This window comes from Streptomyces rubellomurinus (assembly GCF_000961885.1).
Lineage (GTDB): Bacteria > Actinomycetota > Actinomycetes > Streptomycetales > Streptomycetaceae > Kitasatospora > Kitasatospora rubellomurina.
Genome location: NZ_JZKH01000078.1, coordinates 1 through 21,750, shown reverse-complemented (window position 1 = coordinate 21,750; position 21,750 = coordinate 1). Strand labels below are relative to the sequence as shown.

General features: G+C 73.1%; 21 protein-coding genes and 1 pseudogene. All 22 read left to right on the top strand.

The annotated features are described in order from the left end of the window. Positions 1 to 346: 346 nt before the first annotated feature. Complete coding sequence (locus VM95_RS29050; RefSeq protein ID WP_063773580.1) at positions 347 to 1,243, top strand: hypothetical protein; 897 nt, start codon at positions 347 to 349, stop codon at positions 1,241 to 1,243. A 564-nt stretch (positions 1,244 to 1,807) separates the two neighbouring features. Next, positions 1,808 to 2,752, top strand: coding sequence for an ACP S-malonyltransferase (locus VM95_RS29045; protein WP_279616853.1), 945 nt, complete (start codon positions 1,808 to 1,810; stop codon positions 2,750 to 2,752). Further along, the gene (locus VM95_RS29040) at positions 2,749 to 3,498 is read left to right on the top strand and encodes a thioesterase II family protein (RefSeq protein ID WP_045702230.1); all 750 of its coding nucleotides are present in this window, start codon (positions 2,749 to 2,751) and stop codon (positions 3,496 to 3,498) included. The genes VM95_RS29045 and VM95_RS29040 overlap by 4 nt, the downstream gene beginning before the upstream one ends. A 3-nt stretch (positions 3,499 to 3,501) precedes the next feature. Then, positions 3,502 to 4,254, top strand: coding sequence for an IclR family transcriptional regulator (locus tag VM95_RS29035; RefSeq protein WP_045702227.1), 753 nt, complete (start codon positions 3,502 to 3,504; stop codon positions 4,252 to 4,254). A 203-nt stretch (positions 4,255 to 4,457) separates the two neighbouring features. Next, complete coding sequence (locus VM95_RS29030) at positions 4,458 to 4,706, top strand: acyl carrier protein (RefSeq protein WP_045702225.1); 249 nt, start codon at positions 4,458 to 4,460, stop codon at positions 4,704 to 4,706. A gap of 62 nt (positions 4,707 to 4,768) precedes the next feature. Then, a complete protein-coding gene (locus VM95_RS29025; RefSeq protein WP_045702223.1) occupies positions 4,769 to 6,028 on the top strand; it encodes a beta-ketoacyl-[acyl-carrier-protein] synthase family protein in 1,260 nt (419 codons plus the stop codon). Continuing rightward, positions 6,025 to 7,164: a beta-ketoacyl-[acyl-carrier-protein] synthase family protein gene (locus tag VM95_RS29020; protein ID WP_045702221.1), complete on the top strand. Its 1,140-nt coding sequence runs from the start codon at positions 6,025 to 6,027 to the stop codon at positions 7,162 to 7,164. The genes VM95_RS29025 and VM95_RS29020 overlap by 4 nt, the downstream gene beginning before the upstream one ends. Further along, a complete protein-coding gene (locus VM95_RS29015; RefSeq protein WP_045702219.1) occupies positions 7,161 to 8,108 on the top strand; it encodes a beta-ketoacyl synthase N-terminal-like domain-containing protein in 948 nt (315 codons plus the stop codon). Before VM95_RS29020 ends, VM95_RS29015 begins: the two co-directional genes overlap by 4 nt. Further along, positions 8,108 to 8,962: an alpha/beta fold hydrolase gene (locus tag VM95_RS29010; RefSeq protein WP_107073127.1), complete on the top strand. Its 855-nt coding sequence runs from the start codon at positions 8,108 to 8,110 to the stop codon at positions 8,960 to 8,962. The genes VM95_RS29015 and VM95_RS29010 overlap by 1 nt, the downstream gene beginning before the upstream one ends. Continuing rightward, positions 8,959 to 9,927: an acyl-CoA thioesterase family protein gene (locus VM95_RS29005; RefSeq protein WP_045702217.1), complete on the top strand. Its 969-nt coding sequence runs from the start codon at positions 8,959 to 8,961 to the stop codon at positions 9,925 to 9,927. Before VM95_RS29010 ends, VM95_RS29005 begins: the two co-directional genes overlap by 4 nt. Then, positions 9,924 to 10,283 carry a hypothetical protein gene (locus VM95_RS29000; protein ID WP_045702215.1) on the top strand — a complete coding sequence of 120 codons (360 nt, stop codon included), beginning with the start codon at positions 9,924 to 9,926 and terminating at the stop codon, positions 10,281 to 10,283. Before VM95_RS29005 ends, VM95_RS29000 begins: the two co-directional genes overlap by 4 nt. Continuing rightward, complete coding sequence (locus VM95_RS28995; RefSeq protein ID WP_045702213.1) at positions 10,283 to 10,690, top strand: hypothetical protein; 408 nt, start codon at positions 10,283 to 10,285, stop codon at positions 10,688 to 10,690. Before VM95_RS29000 ends, VM95_RS28995 begins: the two co-directional genes overlap by 1 nt. Further along, complete coding sequence (locus VM95_RS28990) at positions 10,690 to 11,103, top strand: hypothetical protein (RefSeq protein ID WP_045702211.1); 414 nt, start codon at positions 10,690 to 10,692, stop codon at positions 11,101 to 11,103. Before VM95_RS28995 ends, VM95_RS28990 begins: the two co-directional genes overlap by 1 nt. A 126-nt stretch (positions 11,104 to 11,229) precedes the next feature. After that, positions 11,230 to 12,333 (top strand): beta-ketoacyl synthase N-terminal-like domain-containing protein, encoded by a 1,104-nt coding sequence (locus tag VM95_RS28985; protein ID WP_045702209.1) that lies wholly within the window; start codon positions 11,230 to 11,232, stop codon positions 12,331 to 12,333. An 81-nt stretch (positions 12,334 to 12,414) separates the two neighbouring features. Continuing rightward, complete coding sequence (locus tag VM95_RS28980; RefSeq protein ID WP_045702207.1) at positions 12,415 to 12,672, top strand: acyl carrier protein; 258 nt, start codon at positions 12,415 to 12,417, stop codon at positions 12,670 to 12,672. Beyond that, the gene (locus VM95_RS28975; RefSeq protein ID WP_045702205.1) at positions 12,672 to 13,082 is read left to right on the top strand and encodes a 3-hydroxyacyl-ACP dehydratase FabZ family protein; all 411 of its coding nucleotides are present in this window, start codon (positions 12,672 to 12,674) and stop codon (positions 13,080 to 13,082) included. Before VM95_RS28980 ends, VM95_RS28975 begins: the two co-directional genes overlap by 1 nt. Beyond that, positions 13,079 to 13,567, top strand: a complete 489-nt coding sequence (locus VM95_RS28970) for a 3-hydroxyacyl-ACP dehydratase FabZ family protein (RefSeq protein WP_045702203.1) — start codon at positions 13,079 to 13,081, stop codon at positions 13,565 to 13,567. The genes VM95_RS28975 and VM95_RS28970 overlap by 4 nt, the downstream gene beginning before the upstream one ends. Before the next feature lie 50 nt (positions 13,568 to 13,617). Next, positions 13,618 to 14,364, top strand: a complete 747-nt coding sequence (gene fabG / locus VM95_RS28965; protein ID WP_045702202.1) for a 3-oxoacyl-[acyl-carrier-protein] reductase — start codon at positions 13,618 to 13,620, stop codon at positions 14,362 to 14,364. Between the two features lie 13 nt (positions 14,365 to 14,377). Next, positions 14,378 to 15,022, top strand: coding sequence for a 2-hydroxychromene-2-carboxylate isomerase (locus tag VM95_RS28960; RefSeq protein ID WP_045702200.1), 645 nt, complete (start codon positions 14,378 to 14,380; stop codon positions 15,020 to 15,022). A 33-nt stretch (positions 15,023 to 15,055) separates the two neighbouring features. Further along, positions 15,056 to 15,268, top strand: a complete 213-nt coding sequence (locus VM95_RS28955; protein WP_045702199.1) for an MbtH family protein — start codon at positions 15,056 to 15,058, stop codon at positions 15,266 to 15,268. A gap of 339 nt (positions 15,269 to 15,607) precedes the next feature. After that, on the top strand, positions 15,608 to 19,546 hold the full coding sequence (locus VM95_RS28950; RefSeq protein ID WP_045702198.1) for a non-ribosomal peptide synthetase: 3,939 nt from the start codon (positions 15,608 to 15,610) through the stop codon (positions 19,544 to 19,546). Between the two features lie 158 nt (positions 19,547 to 19,704). Continuing rightward, positions 19,705 to 21,750, top strand: a pseudogene (locus VM95_RS28945) (amino acid adenylation domain-containing protein); the annotation flags it as partial.

Below are 21,750 nucleotides of genomic sequence, written 5' to 3'. Positions count from 1 at the left end.
GCTACGGCCCCAGGTCGCGGGCTCGCCGACCGCGAAAAGAGCCCGGCGGGGAGCCCGTGGTCCATTTGATCAGTTGGACCCACTCGACCGGATCGGGGCCGGGTTTTCCGGCGTGACCGGCTCGGTCCTGGTGGTACGTTCGCCGGGCCGGGCACGTCTGAAATATGCCCGGACGTGACCATGACGGGGGAGTCATGAGAACAGTGATTGTTGTTGTGTCCGGAATGCCATGCGGGGGCCGATCGGGCGGCCTCGAACGGGCGTGGAGGCTGGACCGTTGACGGATTCGATACTGGCAGGGGACGGGCTCCAGGCGACGGCCGGAGCGCCAGCGGGTGGGGACGAGGTGGTCCAGGCTCTCCTGGAGGTCCGCACCCTGATCGAGGCGAGTGTGGCGAAGCACCGTGACCGCAGGTCGCGGCAGGCGCCCGTCGCCATGGTGCCGGCGGACGACGGCACCGTGCTGGGGACGATAGAGGAGATGATCGCGGGGGCCAGGTCCTCGGTCGACGTGGTGTTCGCGTCGGACGCGCTGCACGCCAAGGCGATCCACCTGGCGCTGCACGGGCTGCTGGCGGCCAGGGGCGGTGACGTGCGGGTCCGGCTGCTCTGTCCGCCCTCGATGTTCGACCGGGAGTTCCTGCGGGTGCAGGCGGCGCGCGGTCGGCAGGTGGAGGTCCGGCTGGCCCGGATGCCGATGCTGGAGGCGGTGCTGGTCGACGAGACCTCCGCGCTGGTGTGCGTGGAGTCGTCGGCGGCGGTGCGCGAGGCCTCACTGGTCCGCGTCCCCTCGGTGCTGCGGACGCTGTACACGCTGTTCGGCGGGGTGTGGCGGCACGCGGTGCCGGCCAGCGAGCACGTCGACTTCGGCGACCGGGCCCGGACCGAGTTCGCGGTGCGGATCCTGGGCTGGCTGAACGCGGGGGTCACCGACGAGGTCGCGGCCCGCGAGCTGTCGGTGTCGGTGCGCACGTACCGCCGGTACGTGGCCGAGATCATGGAGCTGCTGCGCGCCAACTCCCGCTTCCAGGCCGGGGCGCGGGCCTTCGAGCTGGGCCTGCTCCCGACCGCCTCGCCGAGCCCGGCCGCCGCCCTGCCGAGCCCGGCCGCGGCGCAGCCGAACCCGGTCGCCGCCGGGTCGGCCGGGCGGGGCGCGGACACCGGCTGGGTGTACCCGCAGCGGACGGCCGAGGACTCCGGCGCCGTCCCGGGCGGCCGCTCCCCGGCGCCGCGCCGCGGCTGACTCTCCGTATTCTCCGCACGATCGGCCCGTGATTTGGGCCACACCCCATCGCGATCCCCGGTGGCGGGCTGTGACGGCCCGCCACCGGGGATCGTCGTCTGTTCGCCACCGAAGTGAATGAATCCGGCCAGGGCGTCAGGGCGGACATTCCGAGCGGAAGGCATACCGGTCGGCCGGTCTCGGAACCGCCTCCGACCGGCCGGGACTTTCGTCCCTTGCGGCTGGCAGGTTCCTGTAGCAGTTGTTGCGGGCCGCCCCCGGCGGCGGTTAGACATGTTCCGGGAATTGCGCCCGGCGAGGCGCCCCCGGTGAATTCCGGGGGTACGGGCGCTGAATTCCCCGTCGGAGTCGTTCGGCGTCCGGGAGCCTCACCTCTCGGTCCCGGCCGGACCGCCGGCACCCGCGCGGGCCCTTCCCCCGGCCCCGGCGCAGGGAGGCAGGCGCTCCGACGACCGATGACGGAGGCCCGGATCCCCGTCTTCCCCCGAACGGGGTCCGGTCCTCCGCCCGGAGTTCTCGCCGGCGCCGTCCGGCATCGACACATGATGGGTGGAGGGTGGGTCCGTGACGATCGGTCTGGTGTTTCCCGGGCAGGGGACGCAGAAGCAGGAGATGGGCGCCCCGTGGCGCGACACCGAGGCCTGGGGCCTGGTGGAGGAGATCTCGCGGCACGCCGGCGAGGACGTCGAGGAGCTGCTGCTGCGCACCGACGCCGACCTGCTGCGGCGCACCGACCTCGCCCAGCTGGCGGTGTTCGCCGTCTCGGTGATGGCCCACGACGAGGCCCGCCGGGCCGGCCTGGTGGCGGAGGTGGCCGGCTACGCCGGGCACAGCCTCGGCGAGTACACCGCCCTGGTGGCCGCCGGCGCGCTCGGCCTCGCGGACGGCGCCCGGCTGGTGGCCGCCCGCGGGCGGGCGATGCGCGCCGCCGCCGAGGCGGTGGACGGCACCATGGGCGTCCTGGTGGCGGCCCCGCTGGAGAAGGTCTCGGAGCTGGTCGAGTCGATGCGCGCGGACGGCGTCGAGGTCTGGGTGGCGAACATGAACGCCCCCGGCCAGGTGGTGCTCTCCGGCTCGCGCGACGGCATCGAGCAGGCCGGGAAGCGGGCCCCGGAGATCGGCGCCAAGCTGATCAACCTGGCGGTCGGCGGTGCCTTCCACAGCCCGTACATGGCGCCCGCCGCCGAGCAGCTGGCCGCCGCGCTGGCCGAGGCCCGGTTCGCGCCGGAGCACCCGCCGGTGGTCGCCAACACCGACGCCCGCGCCTACCGCGGGGACTGCGACTGGCCCGCCCTGGCCGTCGGCCAGCTGACCTCCCCGGTGCGCTGGGAGGAGAGCGTCCACACCCTCACCGAGGAACTCGGCTGCACCCGGCTGATCGAGCTCGGCCCGGGCAAGACGCTCAACGGGCTGATCCGCCGGATCTCGCCCGGCACGGCACTGGCGGCCGTCGACGGCCCGGACGCCCTCCGGAAGCTGGTCGAGGCCGCGCAGGAGCAGCCCGCATGACCGTCACCACCGTCGACAGCGCCTGGTTCCGGCGCTACCCCGCCCCCGCCGGGCGGCCGACCGGGCGGCTGGTGTGCCTGCCGCACGCGGGCGGGACGGCCTCCGTCTTCCACCCCTGGGCGCAGCAACTCGGCCCGGGCGTCGAGCTGTTGGCGGCGCGCTACCCCGGCCGCCAGGAGCGGATCGCCGAGCCGTGCATCGAGAGCATGCCGGCGCTGGCCGACGCGGTGACCGCCGCGCTGCTGCCGCTGGTCGACGTGCCGGTCGCGCTGTTCGGGCACAGCATGGGCGCCTCGCTGGCCTACGAGGTCGCGCTGCGGTTGGAGAACCTGCATGGCGTCCGGCTTTCCGGCCTGTACGTCTCGTCCCGGATGGCGCCGCACCGGGTCCAGCCCAAGGAGGCGTACCTGGGCGGTGACCCGGCGATCGTCGAGGAGGTCCGCCGGCTCGGCGGCACCGACGCCGACCTGCTGGCCGACCCGGACCTGTACGACCTGGTGATGCCCGCGATCCGGGCCGACTTCCGGATCGTCGGCACCTACCAACCGCGGCCCGCCCACCCGGTGCACTGCCCGGTGGCGGCCTACACGGGGGACCGCGACCCCGGGATCCGACCGGAGGACATGCGGGCCTGGGCGGACGTCACCACCGAGGGGTTCGAGCTGTCGGTGCTCCCCGGCGACCACTTCTACCTGAACGGGCAGCGGGACGCGCTGGTGCGCGACCTGGCTGCCAGACTGGCCTGACCGATGCGGTCCACGGGGGGAACGAGGACGGTCGGCCGCGCGGCTGCGGACAGCAGCGGGGTCGGCGTGCTCGACAAGGCCGACCAACTGCTCGGCGTGCTGGCCCGCGGGCCGGCCTCGCTGCGCACCCTGACCGAGGTCACCGGGCTCGCCCGGCCGACCGTGCACCGGCTCGCGGTGGCGCTGGAGAACCTGCGGCTGCTCACCCGGGACCGGCAGGGCCGGTTCGTCCTCGGGCCCCGGCTGGGCGAGTTGGCGGTGGAGGCCGGCCGGGACCGGCTGGTGATCGGGGCCGGTCCCGTCCTGGAGGCGCTGCGCGACCGCACCGGCGCCAGCGCCCGGCTCTACCGCCGGCAGGGCGACCTGCGGGTCTGCGTGTTCTCGGCGGAGGCCGCCGAGCGCCGCGGGCCGGCCCGGTCGGTGGTCGGCGCGGCGCTGCCGATGAAGGTCGGCGCCGCCGCGCAGGTGCTGCTGGCCTGGGAGGATCCGGACGTCCTGCACCAGGGGCTGCGCGGGGCCGGGTTCGGCGCCGCGACCCTGGCCGGGGTGCGCCGGCAGGGCTGGGCGCAGAGCCTGGGCGCGGGCGAGGCGGGGGTGGCCTCGCTGGCCGTGCCGGTGCGCGGGTACGGGAACCGGGTCGTCGCCGCCGTCACCCTGGACGGACCGGTGGCGACCCTGACCAGGACGCCGGCCCGCCGCTTCGCCAACGAGCTGGTCGATGCGGCGGTTCAGCTGTCCGAAGGTCTGATCAGGTAACAACCGGACGCATCCGAAGGGTTACCGGCTGCTCTGGCAGCTTGCTGCAGCGGTTCTTGCGGGCACCCGAACGGAATTGTTAGAAACTGTCATGAAGCGCCGCGGGGAATATGCCCGGGCGTCAATTCGCCGGCGCCGTCCGGCGCAACCGGTGAATTCCAATTCACTGGTTCATCCGATTTCTTTCGAGAGGTAGATCCATCATGACTGCTCGCGCCGAGCGTATCGAGACCATCAAGGAAATCGTCTGCGACATTCTGGAGATCGAGGAGGACGAGGTCACCGAGACCAGCCTCTTCAAGGAGGACCACGGCGCCGACTCGCTGCGCGCCATCGAGATCCTCGCCGCGCTGGAGAAGGAGTTCGGCGTGGTCATCAACCAGACCGAGCTGCCCCGCATGGTCAACCTCGAGGGCGTCTACGCCGTCGTGGCGGAGCCGGCCGGCTGGTAGTCGCAGCCCCGTGGCCACACCACGGGTGACAGGCCAGCAGGCAGGCGGATCGGGAGGTCGGAATGTCGGCACAACACGGCACTGACCCGGCAGGGGCAGGGCAGCACCGGGTGGTCCTCACCGGGCTCGGTGTGGTCTCCAGCATCGGGCTGGGGGCGGAGGAGTTCCTGCAGGGGCTCCGTGAGGGACGGAGCGGGGCCAGGCCCATCTCGGTGTTCGAGACCGAGGGCTACGCCCACGCCAACGGTTGCGAGGTGGTGGGCTTCGATCCGAACGACTGGATCAGCCGCCTCGACGCGCAACAGCTCGGCCGGGCCACGCAGTTCTCGGTGGCGGCGGCCCGGATGGCGCTGAAGGACGCCGGCCTGGACGTCGGCGAGCTGCGCGACCAGCGCGGGCTGATCTCCATCGGCACCACCGACGGCGAGTCGTACGACCTGGACCACCTCGTCCAGGCGGAGCTGGAGACGGGACCGGAGAAGCTCGACCCGGTCGCCACCCGGCGGGTGCCGGCCGGCCGCCTCTCGGCCGCCATCGCCCAGGAACTGGGCCTGGAGAACGTAGAGGCGGTGACCGTCCCCACCGCCTGCGGGGCAGGCAACTACGCGATCGGCACCGGCTTCGACGCCGTCCGCTCGGGCGAGGCGGAGTTCGCGTTCTGCGGCGGCGCCGACGCGATGTGCCGCAAGACCTTCACCGGTTTCTACCGGCTGGGCACCATCGCGCCGGACCGCTGTCAGCCCTTCGACATCGACCGCAAGGGCATCCTCACCGGTGAGGGCGCGGGCGTGCTCGTCCTGGAGCGCCTGGAGTCCGCGCTCGCCCGCGGGGCGCGCATCTACGCCGAGGTGCTGGGCTACGGCCTCAACTGCGACGCGTACCACCCGGTCGCGCCGAACCAGGCCAGCCTCGCCCGCTGCATGGAGCTCGCCCTGGAGAACGCCGGGGTCTCGCGCGACCAGGTCGACCTGATCTCGGCGCACGGCACCGGCACCAAGGCGAACGACTCGACCGAGGTCGCCGCCATCCGGGAGGTGTTCGGCGAGCCGCCGCGCACCGTCTCGATGAAGTCGATGCTCGGCCACTCGATGGGCGCGGCCAGTGCGCTGGCCGCGATCGGCTGCGCGCTGGCGATCGCCAACCGCTTCATCCCGCCGACCATCAACCACGTCACCACCGACCCGGAGTGCGACGTGGACTGCGTGCCCAACGACGCGGTCGAGGCCGATCTGCGGATCGTCCAGAACAACGGCCTGGCGTTCGGCGGCAACAACGCGGTGGTGCTCCTCGGGAAGTACGACGGACAGGAGGAGACCGCATGATCAGCCGCCCGATCGTCGGGATGGGCGCGGTGGCCAGCATCGGCACGGACGTCGACGAGGTCTTCGACAGCCTCTGCGCCGGCCGCACCGGCCACCACGAGCTGCGGGGCTTCGACAGCACCCGGTTCCGCGCCAAGTACGCCTACGAGGTGGACGACCGCCCCGCACCCGGCCAGGACGTGCCGGCCCGGGCGACCCGCCTGCTGACCGAGGCGATCGCCCAGGCGGTCGCCGACGCCGGCATCGGCGAGGACCTGAGCGGCATCCCCGTGCTCATCGGCACCGGCCTGCGCGAGCTGCGCTCGGCCGAGCTGTGGTGGCGCGAGGGCACCCCGTTCACCGACGCCGGGCTGCACTTCGGCACCGCGCTGCGCGAGCGGTTCGGCGCCGACGTGACCCACACCTTCTCCAACGCCTGCTCGGCCTCGCTGTACGCGCTGGCGCTCGGCTCCGACCTGCTGGAGCAGGGCGAGACGGACACCGTCATCGTGGCCGGCGTGGACGTGCTCACCGAGAGCATGTTCGGCCTGCTGGAGCGCGTCCACCCGGTCGCGCCGGACCGGGTGCGGCCGTTCGACCGCAACCGCACCGGCGTGCTGATGGGCGACGGCGCCGGCGCCGTGGTGCTGCGCCGCGAGGACGGCGGGCGCAAGGCGCACGGCCGGCTGCGCGGCGTGGCGGTCAACTGCGACGCCTACCACGTCACCGCCCCGCACCCGGAGGGCATCGCCGAGGCGATGCGCACCGCGTACGGCCTGGCCGGCATCAAGCCCGCCGACGTGGACCTGGTGATGACGCACGGCACCGGCACCCTGCTGAACGACGAGGCCGAGGCGACCGCCCTGGCCGAGGTGTTCGGCGCGGACGCCGGCCGTCCGCTGCTGACCGCGGTCAAGTCGATGACCGGCCACACCTCGGGTGCCTCCGGTCTGCTGAATCTGATCGTCGGCCTGCGGGCCATGAACGAGGGTCGGGTTCCGCCGACCGTGGGACTGGAGGACCCGGTGGACGAGGCCGCGAAGTTCCGCTGGGTGACCGGCGAGGCGGCGACCGACCAGTCGATGCGGGTGGCGCAGCTCAACGCCTTCGGCTTCGGCGGCATCAACGCCGTCGCGATCGTGGAGGCGGACAAGTGAGCGCGACCATCGTGGTGAGCGGCGCCGCCGTCCTGGTGCCCGGCGCGGACTCCGCGCGGGCGCTGGCCGCCGGCCCCGAGAGCGGCGCGGCCGCCGTCGACCCGGCCGCCATCGTTGGCAAGAAGGGCCTGCGCTACAAGGACCGCGCCACCCAGCTGGGTTACGCGCTGGCCGCCCGCGCGCTGGCCGACGCCGGGCTCGTCGGGGAGGAGGGGACGACCGTGCCGGCGAGCAGCATCGGCGTGGTCGCCAGCTCCAACTACGGCAACCTGGACACCGTCACCCGGGCCCTGGACACGATCCGCGAGGAGACGGTCAACGGGACCAGCCCGATGGACCTGCCGAACGCCTCCAGCAACGTCATCGCCTCCTCGGTGGCGATCCGGTTCGGCCTGCGCGGCCCGAACCTGATGGTCTGCAACGGCCCGACCTCCGGCCTGGACGCCGTCCACTGGGCGATCACCATGATCCAGGCCGGCCGGGTGGACCGCGTGCTGGTGCTCGGCGTCGAGCCCGACAACGAGGTCGTCCGCAAGCTGACCGGCGGCCGTCCCTCGGTCGACGGCGGCGCGGCGATCGTGGTCGAGCGCGCCGAGGCCGTCCAGGAGCGCTCCGGCACCGTCAAGGCGGTGCTCGGCGGCTACGTCCGCACCGCGGCCGTCCGCGACGTGCTGGACCGCCTCGCGGCGTCCGGGCAGCCCGCCCGCTGGGAGGTCCCCGGCGGTGCCGCCGCCGCGCTCGACGCGGAGCTGCTGCCCGGCGTGCCCCGGGTCGGCCTGCCGGAGTCCGCCGGCGAGCCCTCGGGCGCGCTCGGGGTGCTGCAGTGCGCGGCCGCGGTCGGCTGGTTCGAGGACGGCGGCGCGGGCGCGGTGTACGCGCTGGCCGGCGGCGAGAGCGCCGACGCCAGTGCCGGCCTGGTGCTGCTGGCGCCCGGAGCCGCGTGATGGCGGCTCGCTCGTCGAAGCCCGAGGACTCCGCCCCGGTGCAGGTGCACCGGGTCGGAGGATCCGGGCGGCGCACCCTGCTGATCCACGGGCTCGGTGCCAACGCGGGCGTCTGGGACAAGTGCACCGGCCTGATGGCCGACGGCCACGAGCTGTGGGCGGCCCAACTGCCCTGGCGCGACGGCGAGCTGGGCGACTGGACGCACGGGCCCGCGCTCGGCGGCTGGATCGCCGAGGCGCTGCGGCTCGTCCCCGGCGGGGCCGAGGTGCTGGTCGTCCACTCGATGGCGGTCAACGTCCTGATGGAACTGATCGACCAGGAACTCCAGCGCGGGGTCGACCCGTTCGAGGAGTTCGGGATCCGCGCCCTGGTGCTGGTCTCGCCGTTCTACCGGTCCTCCACCGAGGACTTCGACTGGGACGCGCTCACCTACTACGTGACCGACTTCCACCTGATCCTGGAGGAAGGCCTCCACCTCGCCTCGGAGGGCCGGCTCGACCCGGACATCCAGCGCGCGATGGCGTACCGGGTGCGCGACCGGATCGGCCCCTACGGCTGGATGCGCTTCTTCGGGCTCTACCTCGCCACCCCGCTCCTGCAGACCGGCAGGATCACCGTGCCGACGCTGCTGGTCAGCGGCGAGCACGACATCGGCGCGCCGCCGCGCGAGGGCCGGGCCCTGGCCGCGGACCTGCCGGACGCCCGCCACCTGGTCTACCCGACCGGACACTTCCCGATGATCGAGCGGCCGGAGCAGTTCGCCGCCGACATCCGTGAGTTCGTCAACTCCACCCTGGCCGACGACCCGCAGCCCGGGTCCGGCCCCCGGACAGTCTTGGAGCACCACTCGTGACCACTGTGACCGATACCAACGTCAAGGCGCTCCTGGAGAGCCCGACCACCACCATCGTGCGCCCCCGCTACGAGGGCTCCAACATCTGCACCTGGATCGGCTTCAAGCACGTCAACTACATGGTCGAGGAAGCCGTCCTGGACCACTTCCGCCAGGTCGGCCTGCCCGCCCGCGGCCTGTACGAGACCCACGGCCTGGGCCTGGACCTCGTCGACATCGACACCCGCATCCTGCACGCCTTCCACATGGACGACCAGGCCGAGGCCATCGTCTCCCCGTGGACCAAGGACGAGGACGGGACGATCGGCTTCAAGGTCGTCATCAACGTCGAGCGCGACGGCGAGGTCCTGAAGGCCGTCACCTCCAAGGTCCGCGTCTCGCTGCGGATCGACACCTACCTGGAGGCGGCCGGCGCCGTTCCGGAGCAGCTCGCCCGCTTCGCCGTCGCCAAGCTCGGCGACGACCTGGAGCGCGCCGAGGGCACCACCGCCCCGACCGAGGAGGAGATCCTCGCGTCGCTCACCGCCGGCAAGAACGCGTACGCCTGGAAGTGGAACATCCCGTACCCGTACTGCCACTTCACCGAGCGCATCCAGATGTCCGGCTACCTGCGCCTGATGGAGGAGGGCAAGGACCGGTTCGTCATGGACCGCGGCATCTCGATCAAGACCCTGCTGGACGACCGCAAGTGGATCCCGGTCGTGCCGCGCTCCAACATCCGCATCCTCGACGAGGCGCTGATGGAGGAGGACCTCTACACGGTGTACACCGTCGAGGAGGTCTTCAAGGAGTTCACCTACACCTCGCGGATGGACTTCTACGTCCTGCGCGACGGCAAGCTGGTCAAGGCCGCCACCGGCAGCATCGTGCACGGCTACGCGGTGATCGGCAACCGCCGTGACTGGAGCCTGGTCAACTTCGACCAGCGCGTCCTGGACGCGATCAACGGGGTGCAGTCCGCGTGACGAACGACGACTGGGCCGCCCGGCCCGCGGGTGAGCCGTGGTTCCTCCTGATCGAGAGCCAGGGACACTGCGCGCCGCAGGAGGCGGGATTCCGCCGCGACGCGGTCGCGCAGGCCCGGGCCGGGCGCCCGGTCGTGATGTTCCTCGTCCAGGACGCGGTCGCGCTCGCCTTCCCGGGCAGCGACGCCGAACTGGACGTCTTCCAGGAGGCCGGCGGCCTCCTGGCGGCGGACGGGTTCTCGCTGACCCAGCGGGGGCTCGAGCAGAACACGCTGCGCGACGGCGTGAAGGTCACCGGGATGGACGAAGTGGCGAGCTGGGTGCTGGACCCCGACGCGAACGTGGTGTGGCACTGATGGCCCGCCGGATACCGCCGACCGACGTGCTCATCACCCTGATGGGCTCGCCGAACGAGGACGACCGCACGACCACCGCGCTGCGCCTGGCGCAGGCCCTGCTGGAACGCGGCGCCAGCGTCCAGATCTGGACCTGCGGCAACGCGACCCTGCTCACCCAGCGCGGCCTGACCGACGACAAGCCGCGTAACCTCGCGTCGTGGAACAGCGCGTACCCGACCACGGCGGCGCTGGCCCAGCGGATGCTCAAGGCGTTCCCGGACCAGCTGTACTGGTACGGCTGCCGGTTCTGCAGCGACGACCGCGGCGCCGTCGACCACCTGCCGGAGGTCGTCATGCGGCCGCCGGCGGGCTACGCCGCGAACGTGGCCGCGGCCACCCGGAACCTCATGGTCGGAGTCATCTGATGAGTGATCAGGACCGGGTCGAGAAACCCGCCCTGGGCATCATGGAACGCGGCTACCGGGGCGCCGTCGAGAAGCAGTTCTTCGACGCCTTCTACCTGGCCGCCGAACTGCACCGGCACCCCGGCGGGCTTGACCTGCTGCTGCGCGGCCAGGCCGCCACCCACGCGGTGCGGGCCCGGCCGACGCCGTCGCTGCGCCTGGGCGACACCGAGCTGGACACCGTCACCGACTCCCGGGTCAACCTGCGGAACCTGATCGAGGCCGGCGTGCGGGTCTGGGTCGAGGAGTCGGCGCTGGCCGCCTTCGGCTTCGCGGCGCCGCTGGACGACGTCCTGATGGACGGCATCCGGGTCGCGGCGGACGGCGAACTCGCGCTGCGCTGGCCCGAGTACCGGGCGGTCTACTTCCTGTGAGCCGGGCCGCCACCCACCGGGCCGCCGGCCACCGGGCCGCCACCCGCAGAGCCGCCACCCACTGAACCGTTCCCACCACTGCGCCGGGGGCCACCGGCGAGGAGATCGAAAGGAGTCGGAGCAGGTATGACTACCACCCTGACCGGCACACGACGCCCGGTCATCACCGCCTGGTCGGCGGTCTCGCCGTTCGGAGTCGGCCGGGACGCCTTCGCCCAGGGCCTGCGCGAGCGGCGGACCACCCACACCGCCCTGGCGCCGGAGCTGGCGCAGACCTCGGACGGCACCGCCAGCATCGTCCCCGACTTCGACGCGCGCTCCGCGCTCGGCAAGAAGGGCACCCGCTCGATGGACCGGGTGACCGCCCTGGCCGTCACCGCGGTCGGCGCCCTGCTGGACGACGGCGACCGCAACCGCACGGTGGGCACCGGCGACCGTGCCGCGCTCGCGCTCGGCACCACCACCGGCAGCGCCCAGAGCATGATGGACTTCACCCGGGACTCGCTCACCGGCCAGGAGCCGTTCTTCGTCGACCCGGCGAAGTTCCCCAACACCGTGATGAACTGCGCCGCCGGCCAGTGCGCCATCTGGTACCAGCTCAAGGGCCCGAACGCGACCATCGCCGGCGGCCGGGTGGCCGGCCTGCACGCGCTCAGCTACTCCCGCCGGCTGCTCGCCGCCGGGCGCGCCCGCACCGTGCTGACCGGCGCGGCCGAGGAGTTCTCCTCCGCCCGCGCCTGGCTGGAGCACCACGCCACCGGCGGTGCCGCGGCGTCCCCGCTCGGCGAGGGCTGCGCGGTGCTGCTGGTCGAGCCGCCGGCGGCGGACGGCGAGGAGCAGCCGGTGCTGGCCGAGATCCTGGCCGTCGAGCTGGGCGTGGCGCTGGACGGCGACGTCCAGGGCGTCCTGGCCCGCACGGTGCGCCGGGCCCTGAAGAACGCCGGTGTCGAGGTCGCGCAGGTCTCCGCGGTCGCCCGCTCCGGCGCCCCCGGTGCCGAGGGCGAGGCCGAGATCGCCGCCGTCCAGGAGGTGCTGGGCGCCGCCGGTGCGGTGGACCTGGCCCCGGCCGAGCTGATCGGCGACACCGGCGCGGCCGCGGCCGCCTTCCAGGCCGCCGCGCTGCTCGTCCACGCCGCCGACCAGCCGGGCGGCGCCGCCGGGGAGATCGGCGTGATCACCTCGGTCGACCGGGCCGGCTCGGTCGGCTGCGCCGTGCTGGGCCTGCGCTGACCGACCCGGTGCGGAGCTGCTCCGCGCCGAACCGATGCACCACCAATCACACGTTGTCGAACGCGAAATGAGGACGGACTGATGAGCGGACAGCTCGCCGAGCTGAACCTGGAGGAGCTGCGCGAGGTGGTCGCGAAGGTCCTCGACATCGAGGCGGAGGAGCTCACCGACGACGCCGACTTCGTGGACGACCTCGAGGTCGACTCGCTGATGGCGCTCGAGGTCGTCGTCGTGCTGGAGAAGAAGTACGGCGTGAAGATCCCCGAGTCCGAGCTGAAGGAGTTCACCTGCCTCTCGCGGGCGTACGAGCTGCTGCAGGCGAAGGTGCAGGCGCGCTGATGACGGTCGACACCCCGACCCGGGCCGGCCGGCGGGCCACCCCGCTGGCCGGGCCCGTCGAGGTCACCGCGGTGGACGGGCCGCGCGGCTCGGTCCGCTTCACGGTCGCGCCCGAGGAGACGGTGCTGCCCGGCCACTACCCGGGCTTCCCGATCTTCCCCGGTGTCTGCCTGGTGGACCTGACGCACGCCGGCGCGCTCGCCACCGCCCCGGCCGAGGCCGGCGAGGTGGCGCTCGCGGAGGTCGAGTCGACCCGCTTCACCAGCCCGGTCTACCCCGGCGACGTCCTCGACGTGGACCTCGACTGGAGCCAGAAGAAGGGCAGTTGGATCTGCAAGGCGACCGTCCGCTCGGCCCGCGGCGACGCGGCCAAGCTGCGGCTGCGCTACCAGGGCGAGGTGACCGCATGACCGGGCAGGTGGAGATCCGCGGCCGACTGCCGCACCGCTTCCCGATGCTGCTGGTGGACCGGGTGCTCGACGTGGAGCCGGGGCAGCGGATCACCGCGATCAAGGCGGTGACCTGCAACGAGCCGTGGTACGCCGAACTCGGCCCGGACACCCCGCCGGAGGGCTTCGGCTACCCGCAGTCGCTGCTGGTCGAGTCCTGGTGCCAGAGTGCCGGACTGCTCGGCACCTGGGACGACCCGAACCCCGACGTGCTGTCGGGCAAGGTGATGCTGTTCGGCAGCATGTCCGGCGTGCAGTTCCACGGTCAGGTGCTGCCCGGCGACGTGCTGGAGCACCGGGTGCGGGTCTCCCGCGCCGTCGGCGACACCGTGATCTTCGAGGGCGAGAGCCTGGTCGACGGCCAGCCGGTGCTGACCGTGGCGTCCGTGGTGGTGGCCATGCGCCCCGCCGAGGTGCTGCGCCCCGGCGAGTCCGCGTCCGCGTGACCCCCCCCAGGCCCGGTCCGGGCCGAACCGACGACACTGATGGAGGACCGATGGAGGAGAAGACCTCCCGGGTGGCGCTGGTCACCGGGGGCTCGCGCGGGATCGGCCGCGCCACCGTACTGACGCTCGCCCGCGACGGCTTCGACGTGGCGTTCTGCTACCGCTCCGACGAGGAGGCCGCGCAGAACCTGGTCAAGGAGGTCGAGGCGCTCGGCGTCAAGGTGCTCGCCCGCAAGACCGACGTCACCGCCGCCGACTCGGTGCGCGAGCTGGTGGCCGAGGTCGAGGAGAAGCTCGGCGAGATCGACGCCCTGGTCACCGCCGCCGGCATCACCCGCGACAACCCGCTGGTGCTGATGACCGACGACCAGTGGCAGGACGTCATCGACACCAACCTGGGCGGCGTCTACCATGTCTGTCGCGCCGTCGTCTTCAGCATGATGAAGCGCAAGGCCGGCGCCATCGTCAACATCTCGTCGGTGGCCGGGGTCTACGGCCACGCCACGCAGTCCAACTACTCGGCGTCCAAGGCCGGCATCATCGGCTTCTCCCGCTCGTTGGCGAAGGAGACCGGCCGGTACGGCATCCGGGTCAACACCGTAGCCCCCGGGTTCATCGAGACCGACATGACCGCGGCCATCGAGGGCAAGGCCCTCAAGGAGGCCCTGAAGTCCATCCCGATGAAGCGGATGGGCCGGGCCGACGAGGTCGCCGATCTCGTCGGGTACCTGGTCTCGGACAAGGCGCAGTACATCACCGGTGCCGTCCTGCAGATCGACGGCGGCATCACCATCTGAGAAAGGCGGCACCATGGCCCGGAAACCGCCCCGCTGGTACTTCTCGTTCCGCAGCCCGTACTCCTGGATGGCCTACCGCGACCTGATCGGGCGCTACCCGGACGTGGCCGAGTCGATCGAGTGGCTGCCGTTCTGGGAGCCGGACGACCACCACAACGAGCATCTCGCGCAGAACGGCGTCCAGCTGCCGTACGTGGCGATGTCCCGCGAGAAGCACCTGTACATCCTCCAGGACGTGCGCCGGCTCGCCCGCGAGCGCGGCCTGGAGATGGTCTGGCCGCTGGACCGGGAGCCGCGCTGGGAGGTCTCCCACCTCGCGTACCTGGTGGCCGAGGAGCACGGCCGGGGCCGGGAGTTCATCGACCGGGTCTACCGCGCCCGGTGGCAGGACGGCCTGGACATCTCCGACCCCGAGGTGATCGCCGGCTTCGGCCCGGAGCTGGGGCTCGACCCCGAGCTGCTGGGCGGCGCCGCCGCGGACCCGGCGGTGCGCGAGCGCGGACTCGCCGCGCTGGCCGCGCTGCACCGGGACGGCGTGTTCGGCGTGCCGTACTTCATCGACGGCTTCGAAAAGTTCTGGGGCGTCGACCGGCTGCCCGGTTTCGTCGCCTCCATCCGGGGGCGTGCCGCGGCCAGGACCGCCGGCGTCGCCGGGTAACCCCGTCAGCCCATCAGGAAGAGGAGCACAGCAATGGCCACCAACCCGTTCGAGGACGACAGCGCCTCGTACTACGTCCTGGTCAACGAGGAGAACCAGCACTCGCTCTGGCCCGTGTTCGCCGAGGTGCCGGCCGGCTGGACGGTCGCCCACGGCCAGGCGGCCCGCCAGGAGTGCCTGGATTACATCAACGAGAACTGGGTCGACATGCGCCCGCGCAGTCTGGTCACCGCCATGGGCGCCTGACCTCCCCTTTTCCGCGCACCCAGCCCGGTCCGTGCCACTGGCACGGGCCGGGCTTCGGTGTGCATGGGGATGCCGAGTTTCGGCGGAGCCCCTTCTTCCGCTCACCCCCGGTGGCAGCTTGATGCACCGAGCATTGTGACCCAGACCGCATCCGGTGCAAGATTTGCGGCGTCGGCCTCGGACACCTGACAGATTCCCGCGAACCTGCGATCGGTGTCGCCGGATCCCGTCCTGAGGCCCCCAGCAATTCACCTCCTGAGAATTTCGCTTTCCAGGAATCCCGCCGCCGAGTCGCGCGCCGGTGCCGTTCCCATCGAACGCTAGGGGTGGAAGACAAGCATGCACGGGGGAGACAGGGCTGCCCTGACGGCCGCTCAATCGGGTATTTGGTTCGCCCAGCAGCTGGAACCAGCCAATCCGATCTTCAATGCCGCGGAATACCTGGAAATCCAGGGCGAGTTGGACCCTGCACTACTGGAGGCCGCGCTGCGGCAGGTCGTCACCGAGGCCGAGACCCTCCGGGTGCGCATCGCGCAGGACGGCGACGAGCTGTGGCAGCACGTCCAGCCCGTCCCCGACCGGCTGTTGGAGGTCGTCGACCTCACCGCCGAGGCCGACCCGGAGGCCGTGGCCGTCGCCCGGATGCGGCGGACCATGGCCGTCGCCCTCGACCCCGGTCGCGACCGGCTCTACCGCTTCGAACTGCTGAAAGTCGCCCCCGGGCGCCACCTGTGGTTCTACTGCTACCACCACGTGGTGGTGGACGGCTTCACCGTCGCCCTGCTCGCCCAGCGCACCGCGGAGGTCTATACCGCGCTCGCCGCCGGCGAGCCGGCCCCGGCCAACCCGTTCGGCCCGCTGGCCGCCCTGGTCGCCGCCGACCAGGAGTACCGGGCCTCCGAACGGTTCACCGAGGACCGCGACTACTGGGCCGGCAGACTCGCCGACTGCCCCGAACCGGTCGGCCTCGCCGCCCGCAAGCCGGTCCTGGCGCACGGGCTGGTCCGCCGCACCGCCTTCCTGCCCGTCGAGCACCTGGACGCGCTGCGCGACACCGCCCGCGAGGCCGGCGCGACCTGGCCGGCCGTCGTCGCCACCGCCTCCGCCCTCTACCTGCAGCGCGCCACCGGCGCCGCCGAGGTCGTGCTCGGCCTGCCGGTCGCCACCCGGCTCGGCAAGGCCGCCCGCAGCCTGCCCGGCATGGTCTCCAACGTCGTCCCGGTCCGGGTCGCGATCGACCCGTCCGCCACCCTCGCCGAGGCCCTGCGCCTGGTCACCGTCGAACTGCGCGGCGCCCTCAAGCACCAGCGCTACCGCTACGAGGACCTGCGCCGCGACCGCGGCCTGCTCGCCGGGGACCAGCGGCTCACCGGGCCCGAGATCAACATCATGATGTTCGACTACGGCCTGAGCTTCGGGCCGCACCGCGCCGTCGTGCACAACCTGTCGATCGGGCCGTCCGACGACCTCTCGGTGATCTTCTACGACCGCTCGGACGGCCGCGGCCTGCAGGTCGACTTCGACGCCAACCCCGAGCTGTACTCCGAGGCCGAACTCGCCGCCCACCAGGACCGGTTCCTCGGCTTCCTGGCCAACCTCGCCGCCACCGGCCCCGACCAGCCGGTCGGCCGCGTCGACCTGCTCGGCGAGGCCGAGCGCGAGCTCGTCCTGCACACCCTCAACGACACCGGGCACCCGCTGCCGCCCACCACCCTCACCCAGCTGCTGGCCGGCCGGGCCGCCGCCGCGCCGGACGCGCAAGCGCTCGACTTCGAGGGCCGGAGCCTCAGTTACCGCGAACTGCACGAGCGCGCCGACCGGCTCGCCCACCTGCTGGTCGAGCGCGGCGCCGGCCCCGAGCGGATCGTCGCGCTCGCCGTGCCCCGCTCGGTCGAGCTGGTGGTCGGCCTGCTCGCCGTGCTCAAGTCCGGGGCCGCCTACCTGCCGATCGACCCGGACTACCCGGCCGAGCGGATCTCCTTCCTGCTGGCGGACGCGAACCCGGCCCTGCTGCTCACCACCGAGCCCGCCCGCGACCGGCTGCCCGCCGAACTGCCCGTCCCGCAGCTCCAGTTGGACGGCCCGGAGCTGGCCGGCCTGCTCGCCGACCGCCCGGCCGGCCCGCCCGCCGTGCGGCAGCGCCCGGACCACCCCGCGTACGTCATCTACACCTCCGGCTCCACCGGCCGCCCCAAGGGCGTCCTGGTGCCGCACCGCGGCATCGTCAACCGGCTGCTCTGGATGCAGGACGCCTACGGCCTCGGCGACGACGACCGGGTGCTGCAGAAGACCCCGTCCGGCTTCGACGTCTCGGTCTGGGAGTTCTTCTGGCCGCTGATCCAGGGCGCCACCCTGGTGCTCGCCCGGCCCGAGGGGCACAAGGACCCGGCCTACCTCGCCGCCCTGATCCGCGACCGGGGCGTCACCACCGCGCACTTCGTGCCGTCCATGCTCCAGGTCTTCCTCCAGGAGCCCGCCGCCGAGCAGTGCACCGGCCTGCGCCGGGTGATCACCAGCGGCGAGGCACTGCTCGAGGAGACCCAGGGCCGGCTGCTGCGCACCCTCCCCGGCGCCGGGCTGCACAACCTGTACGGCCCCACCGAGGCCTCCGTCGACGTCACCTCCTGGGCCTGCCGCGACGAACCCGGCGCGGTGCCGATCGGCCGTCCGGTCTGGAACACCCGCACCTACGTGCTGGACGCCGGACTGCGCCCGGTCGCCCCCGGCGCGCCGGGCGAACTGTACCTGGCCGGCGTCCAGTTGGCGCGCGGCTACCTCAACCGGCAGGGCCTGACGGCGGAGCGCTTCGTCGCCGACCCGTACGGCCCGCCCGGCTCGCGGATGTACCGCACCGGCGACCTCGCCGCCTGGGGCCCGGACGGCGCGCTGCGCTACCTCGGCCGCACCGACGACCAGGTGAAGATCCGCGGCTTCCGGATCGAGCTCGGCGAGATCGAGGCCGCGCTCGCCCAGCACCCCGAACTGGCCGCCGTCGCCGTGCTCGCCCGCGAGGACCGGCCCGGCGACCGCCGGCTGGTCGGCTACGTGGTGCCCGCCGCCGGCGCGCAGCCCGACCCCGCGCAGCTGCGCGCCCACCTGGCCGCGCGGATGCCCGAACACCAGGTGCCCGCCGCCTTCGTCACCCTCGACCGGCTGCCGGTCACCCCCAACGGCAAGCTCGACCGCAAGGCGCTGCCCGCCCCGGACTTCGCCGCCGCCGTCTCCGGCGGCCGGGCCCCGAACGGCCCGCGCGAGGAGATCGTCATCGAGCTGTTCGCCGAGGTGCTCGGCCTGCCCCGGATCGGCGTCGACGACAACTTCTTCGAGCTCGGCGGCCACTCGCTGCTGGCCACCCGCCTGGTCAACCGCGTCCGGGAGACCTTCGGCGTCGAACACACCATCCGCAGCCTCTTCGAGGCACCCACCCCCGCGCTGTACGCGGCCCGGCTGGACGACGGCGGCAGCGACGACCCGCTGGACGTCGTGCTGCCGCTGCGCCCGTACGGCGACCGCCCCGCGGTGTTCTGCGTGCACCCGGCGGGCGGACTCTCCTGGGTCTACGCCGGCCTGATCAAGAACCTCGACGCCGACCGCCCGGTCTACGGGCTGCAGGCGCGCGGCCTCGACGGCGAGGGCGAACTGCCCGGCAGCTTCGAGGAGATGGCCGAGGACTACGTCGAGCAGATCCGCAAGGTCCAGCCGACCGGGCCGTACCACCTGCTCGGCTACTCCGCCGGCGGCGTCGTGGCGCACGTGATCGCCTCCCGGCTGGAGCGTGAGGGCGAGCAGGTCGGTCTGCTCGCGATCCTCGACACCTACCCCGGTCAGAAGATCGCCGAACTGGGCGAGCAGGACATCCTCGCCGACCTGCTGCGCTGGGTCGGCTTCGACCGGCGCCGACTGGGCCGCAAGCCGCTGGAGTTCGACCAGGTGGTCAACCTCCTGCGCAAGCTGGGCAGTTCGATGGCCAGCCTGGAGCGGCACCACATCGCGGCGATCGGCCGGGTCTACGCCAACTGCCGCAGCCTGGTCAACGAGTACGAGCCGACCCGGTACGGCGGGGACGCCGTGGTCATCGTGGCCTCGCTCGACAAGGTCGACATCTCGCCGACCCCGGCCACCTGGAGCCCGTACGTGGCCGGCCGGATCACCCCGTACTACCTGGACCGCAACCACAACGACCTGATGAAGCCCGGCGCGCTCGCCGAGATGGGGCGGATCCTCGAGGACGAGCTGCGCGCGATCGACGCCGCGGCCGAGGTGCGCCGCCCCTCCTGACGGGCCGTGCTCGTCCCTCCTTCTGACGCAACACCGATTCGTGTGAGGGTGGATCAACCATGTCCGAAACCGGAAACACCGGTCTGCCCGTGGCGGCCGCCGGCGCCGCAGCCGGCACCGAACCGGCTGCGTCGGCCGTCGAGGCGTTGACCGCGGCGGAGCTGTTCGCGGCCCGGGTGGCGGCGGCGCCGGACGCACCGGCCCTGGTGTTCGAGGGCGGCGAGCTGTCGGCGGCCGAACTCGACGCGCGGGCCGGCAAGTTGGCCCGCCACCTGGTCGGGATGGGGGTCGGGCCGGAGTCGTTCGTGGCGCTCGCCCTGCCGCGCTCGGTGGAGCTCGTGGTCGCCGTCCTCGCGGTGTGGAAGGCGGGCGGGGCGTACCTTCCGGTCGACCCGGCGTACCCGGCGGACCGGATCTCCTACATGCTGGAGGACGCCGATCCGCGGCTGGTGCTCACCCGCTCCGACGTCGCGGACCGCGTCCCGGCGGGGCGCCCGGTCGTGGTGCTGGACGATCCGGCCGTGATCGCGGCCGTCGAGGCGCAGTCCCCGGCCCGGCTCCCGGTCACCGTGCGCCCGTCGAACCCGGCGTACCTGATCTACACCTCCGGCTCGACCGGCCGTCCCAAGGGCGTCGTGGTCTCGCACGCCGGTGTGGCGGGCCTGCTGGCCACCCAGCGGGACCGGCTGGAGGCAGGCCCCGGGGCGCGGGTGCTGCAGTTCGCCTCGCCGAGCTTCGACGCCGCCTTCTGGGAGCTGTGCCTGGGCCTGTTCTCCGGCGCGGCGCTGGTCGTGGCGCCCGCCGAGAAGCTGCTCCCGGGCGAGGGGCTGGCGCAGGTGCTGACCGGCTTCGGGGTGACCCACGTGCTGCTGCCGCCAGTCGTCCTGGCGGCGATGGAGCCGGGCGAGGACCTGCTGCCGGGCGGCTGGCTGGTCTCCGGCGGCGAGGCGCTGTCGGGCGAGGTCGCCGGCCGGTGGTCGACGGGCCGCCACCTGGTGAACGCGTACGGTCCGACCGAGGCGACCGTCGCCGTCACGCTCAGCGGGGCGCTCAGCGGCACCGCGACCCCGCCGATCGGCTTCCCGGTGCTCAACGCCCGGCTGTACGTGCTGGATCCGGAGCTGCGGCCGGTGGCGCCGGGCGTGGTCGGCGAGCTGTACGTCGCCGGGCCCGGCCTGGCGCGCGGCTACCTCAAGCGTCCCGGGATGACGGCCGAGCGGTTCCTCGCCGACCCGTACGGCCCGGCGGGCTCGCGGATGTACCGCACCGGCGACCTGGTGCGGCAGACGGCCGGTGGTGAGCTCGACTACCACGGCCGGGTCGACGACCAGGTGAAGATCCGCGGCTTCCGGATCGAGCTGGGCGAGGTCGAGGCGACGCTGGCCGGGCAGCCCGGCGTCGGCCAGGCCGCCGTGCTGGCCCGCGAGGACCAGCCCGGTGCCCGGCAGCTCGTCGGCTACGTCGTCCCCCGGGACGGTGCCCAGCTCGACCCGGCCGCGCTGCGCGCCGGCGTCGGCGAGTCGCTGCCGGACCACATGGTCCCGGCCGCGTTCGTGGTGCTGGACGCGTTCCCGGTGACGCCGAACGGGAAGCTGGACCGCAAGGCGTTGCCCGCCCCGGACTTCAGTGCCCTGGGTGGTGGCCGGCGGCCTCGGACGCCGCAGGAGGAGCTGCTCTGCGCGGTGTTCGCGGAGCTGCTGGGGGTGCCGGACGTCGGCATCGACGACGACTTCTTCCACCTCGGTGGGCACTCGCTGTTGGCCACCCGGCTGGTCGGGCGGGTCCGGTCGGCGCTCGGTGTCGAACTGGCCGTGCGCGCCGTGTTCGAGGCGCCGACCGTCGCGGCGCTGGCCGCCCGGTTGGCGGACGCCGGGCAGGCCCGTCCGGCGCTGCTGCCGGCGGTGCGCCCGGACAGGGTGCCGCTGTCGTTCGCGCAGCGGCGGCTGTGGTTCCTGCACCGGTTGGAGGGGCCGAGCGCGACCTACAACCTTCCGATGGCGCTGCGGCTTTCCGGCGCGCTCGATCGGGAGGCGCTGGCGGCCGCGCTGGCCGACGTGGTCGGGCGGCACGAGAGCCTGCGCACGGTGTTCCCCGAGGACGAGGGTGTGCCGTACCAGCGGGTGCTCGAAGGTGTGGCGCCGGAGCTGGCCGTGCGCGAGGTGACGGCGGGCGAGGTGGAGGGCGCGCTGTCGGCGGCCGCGGCG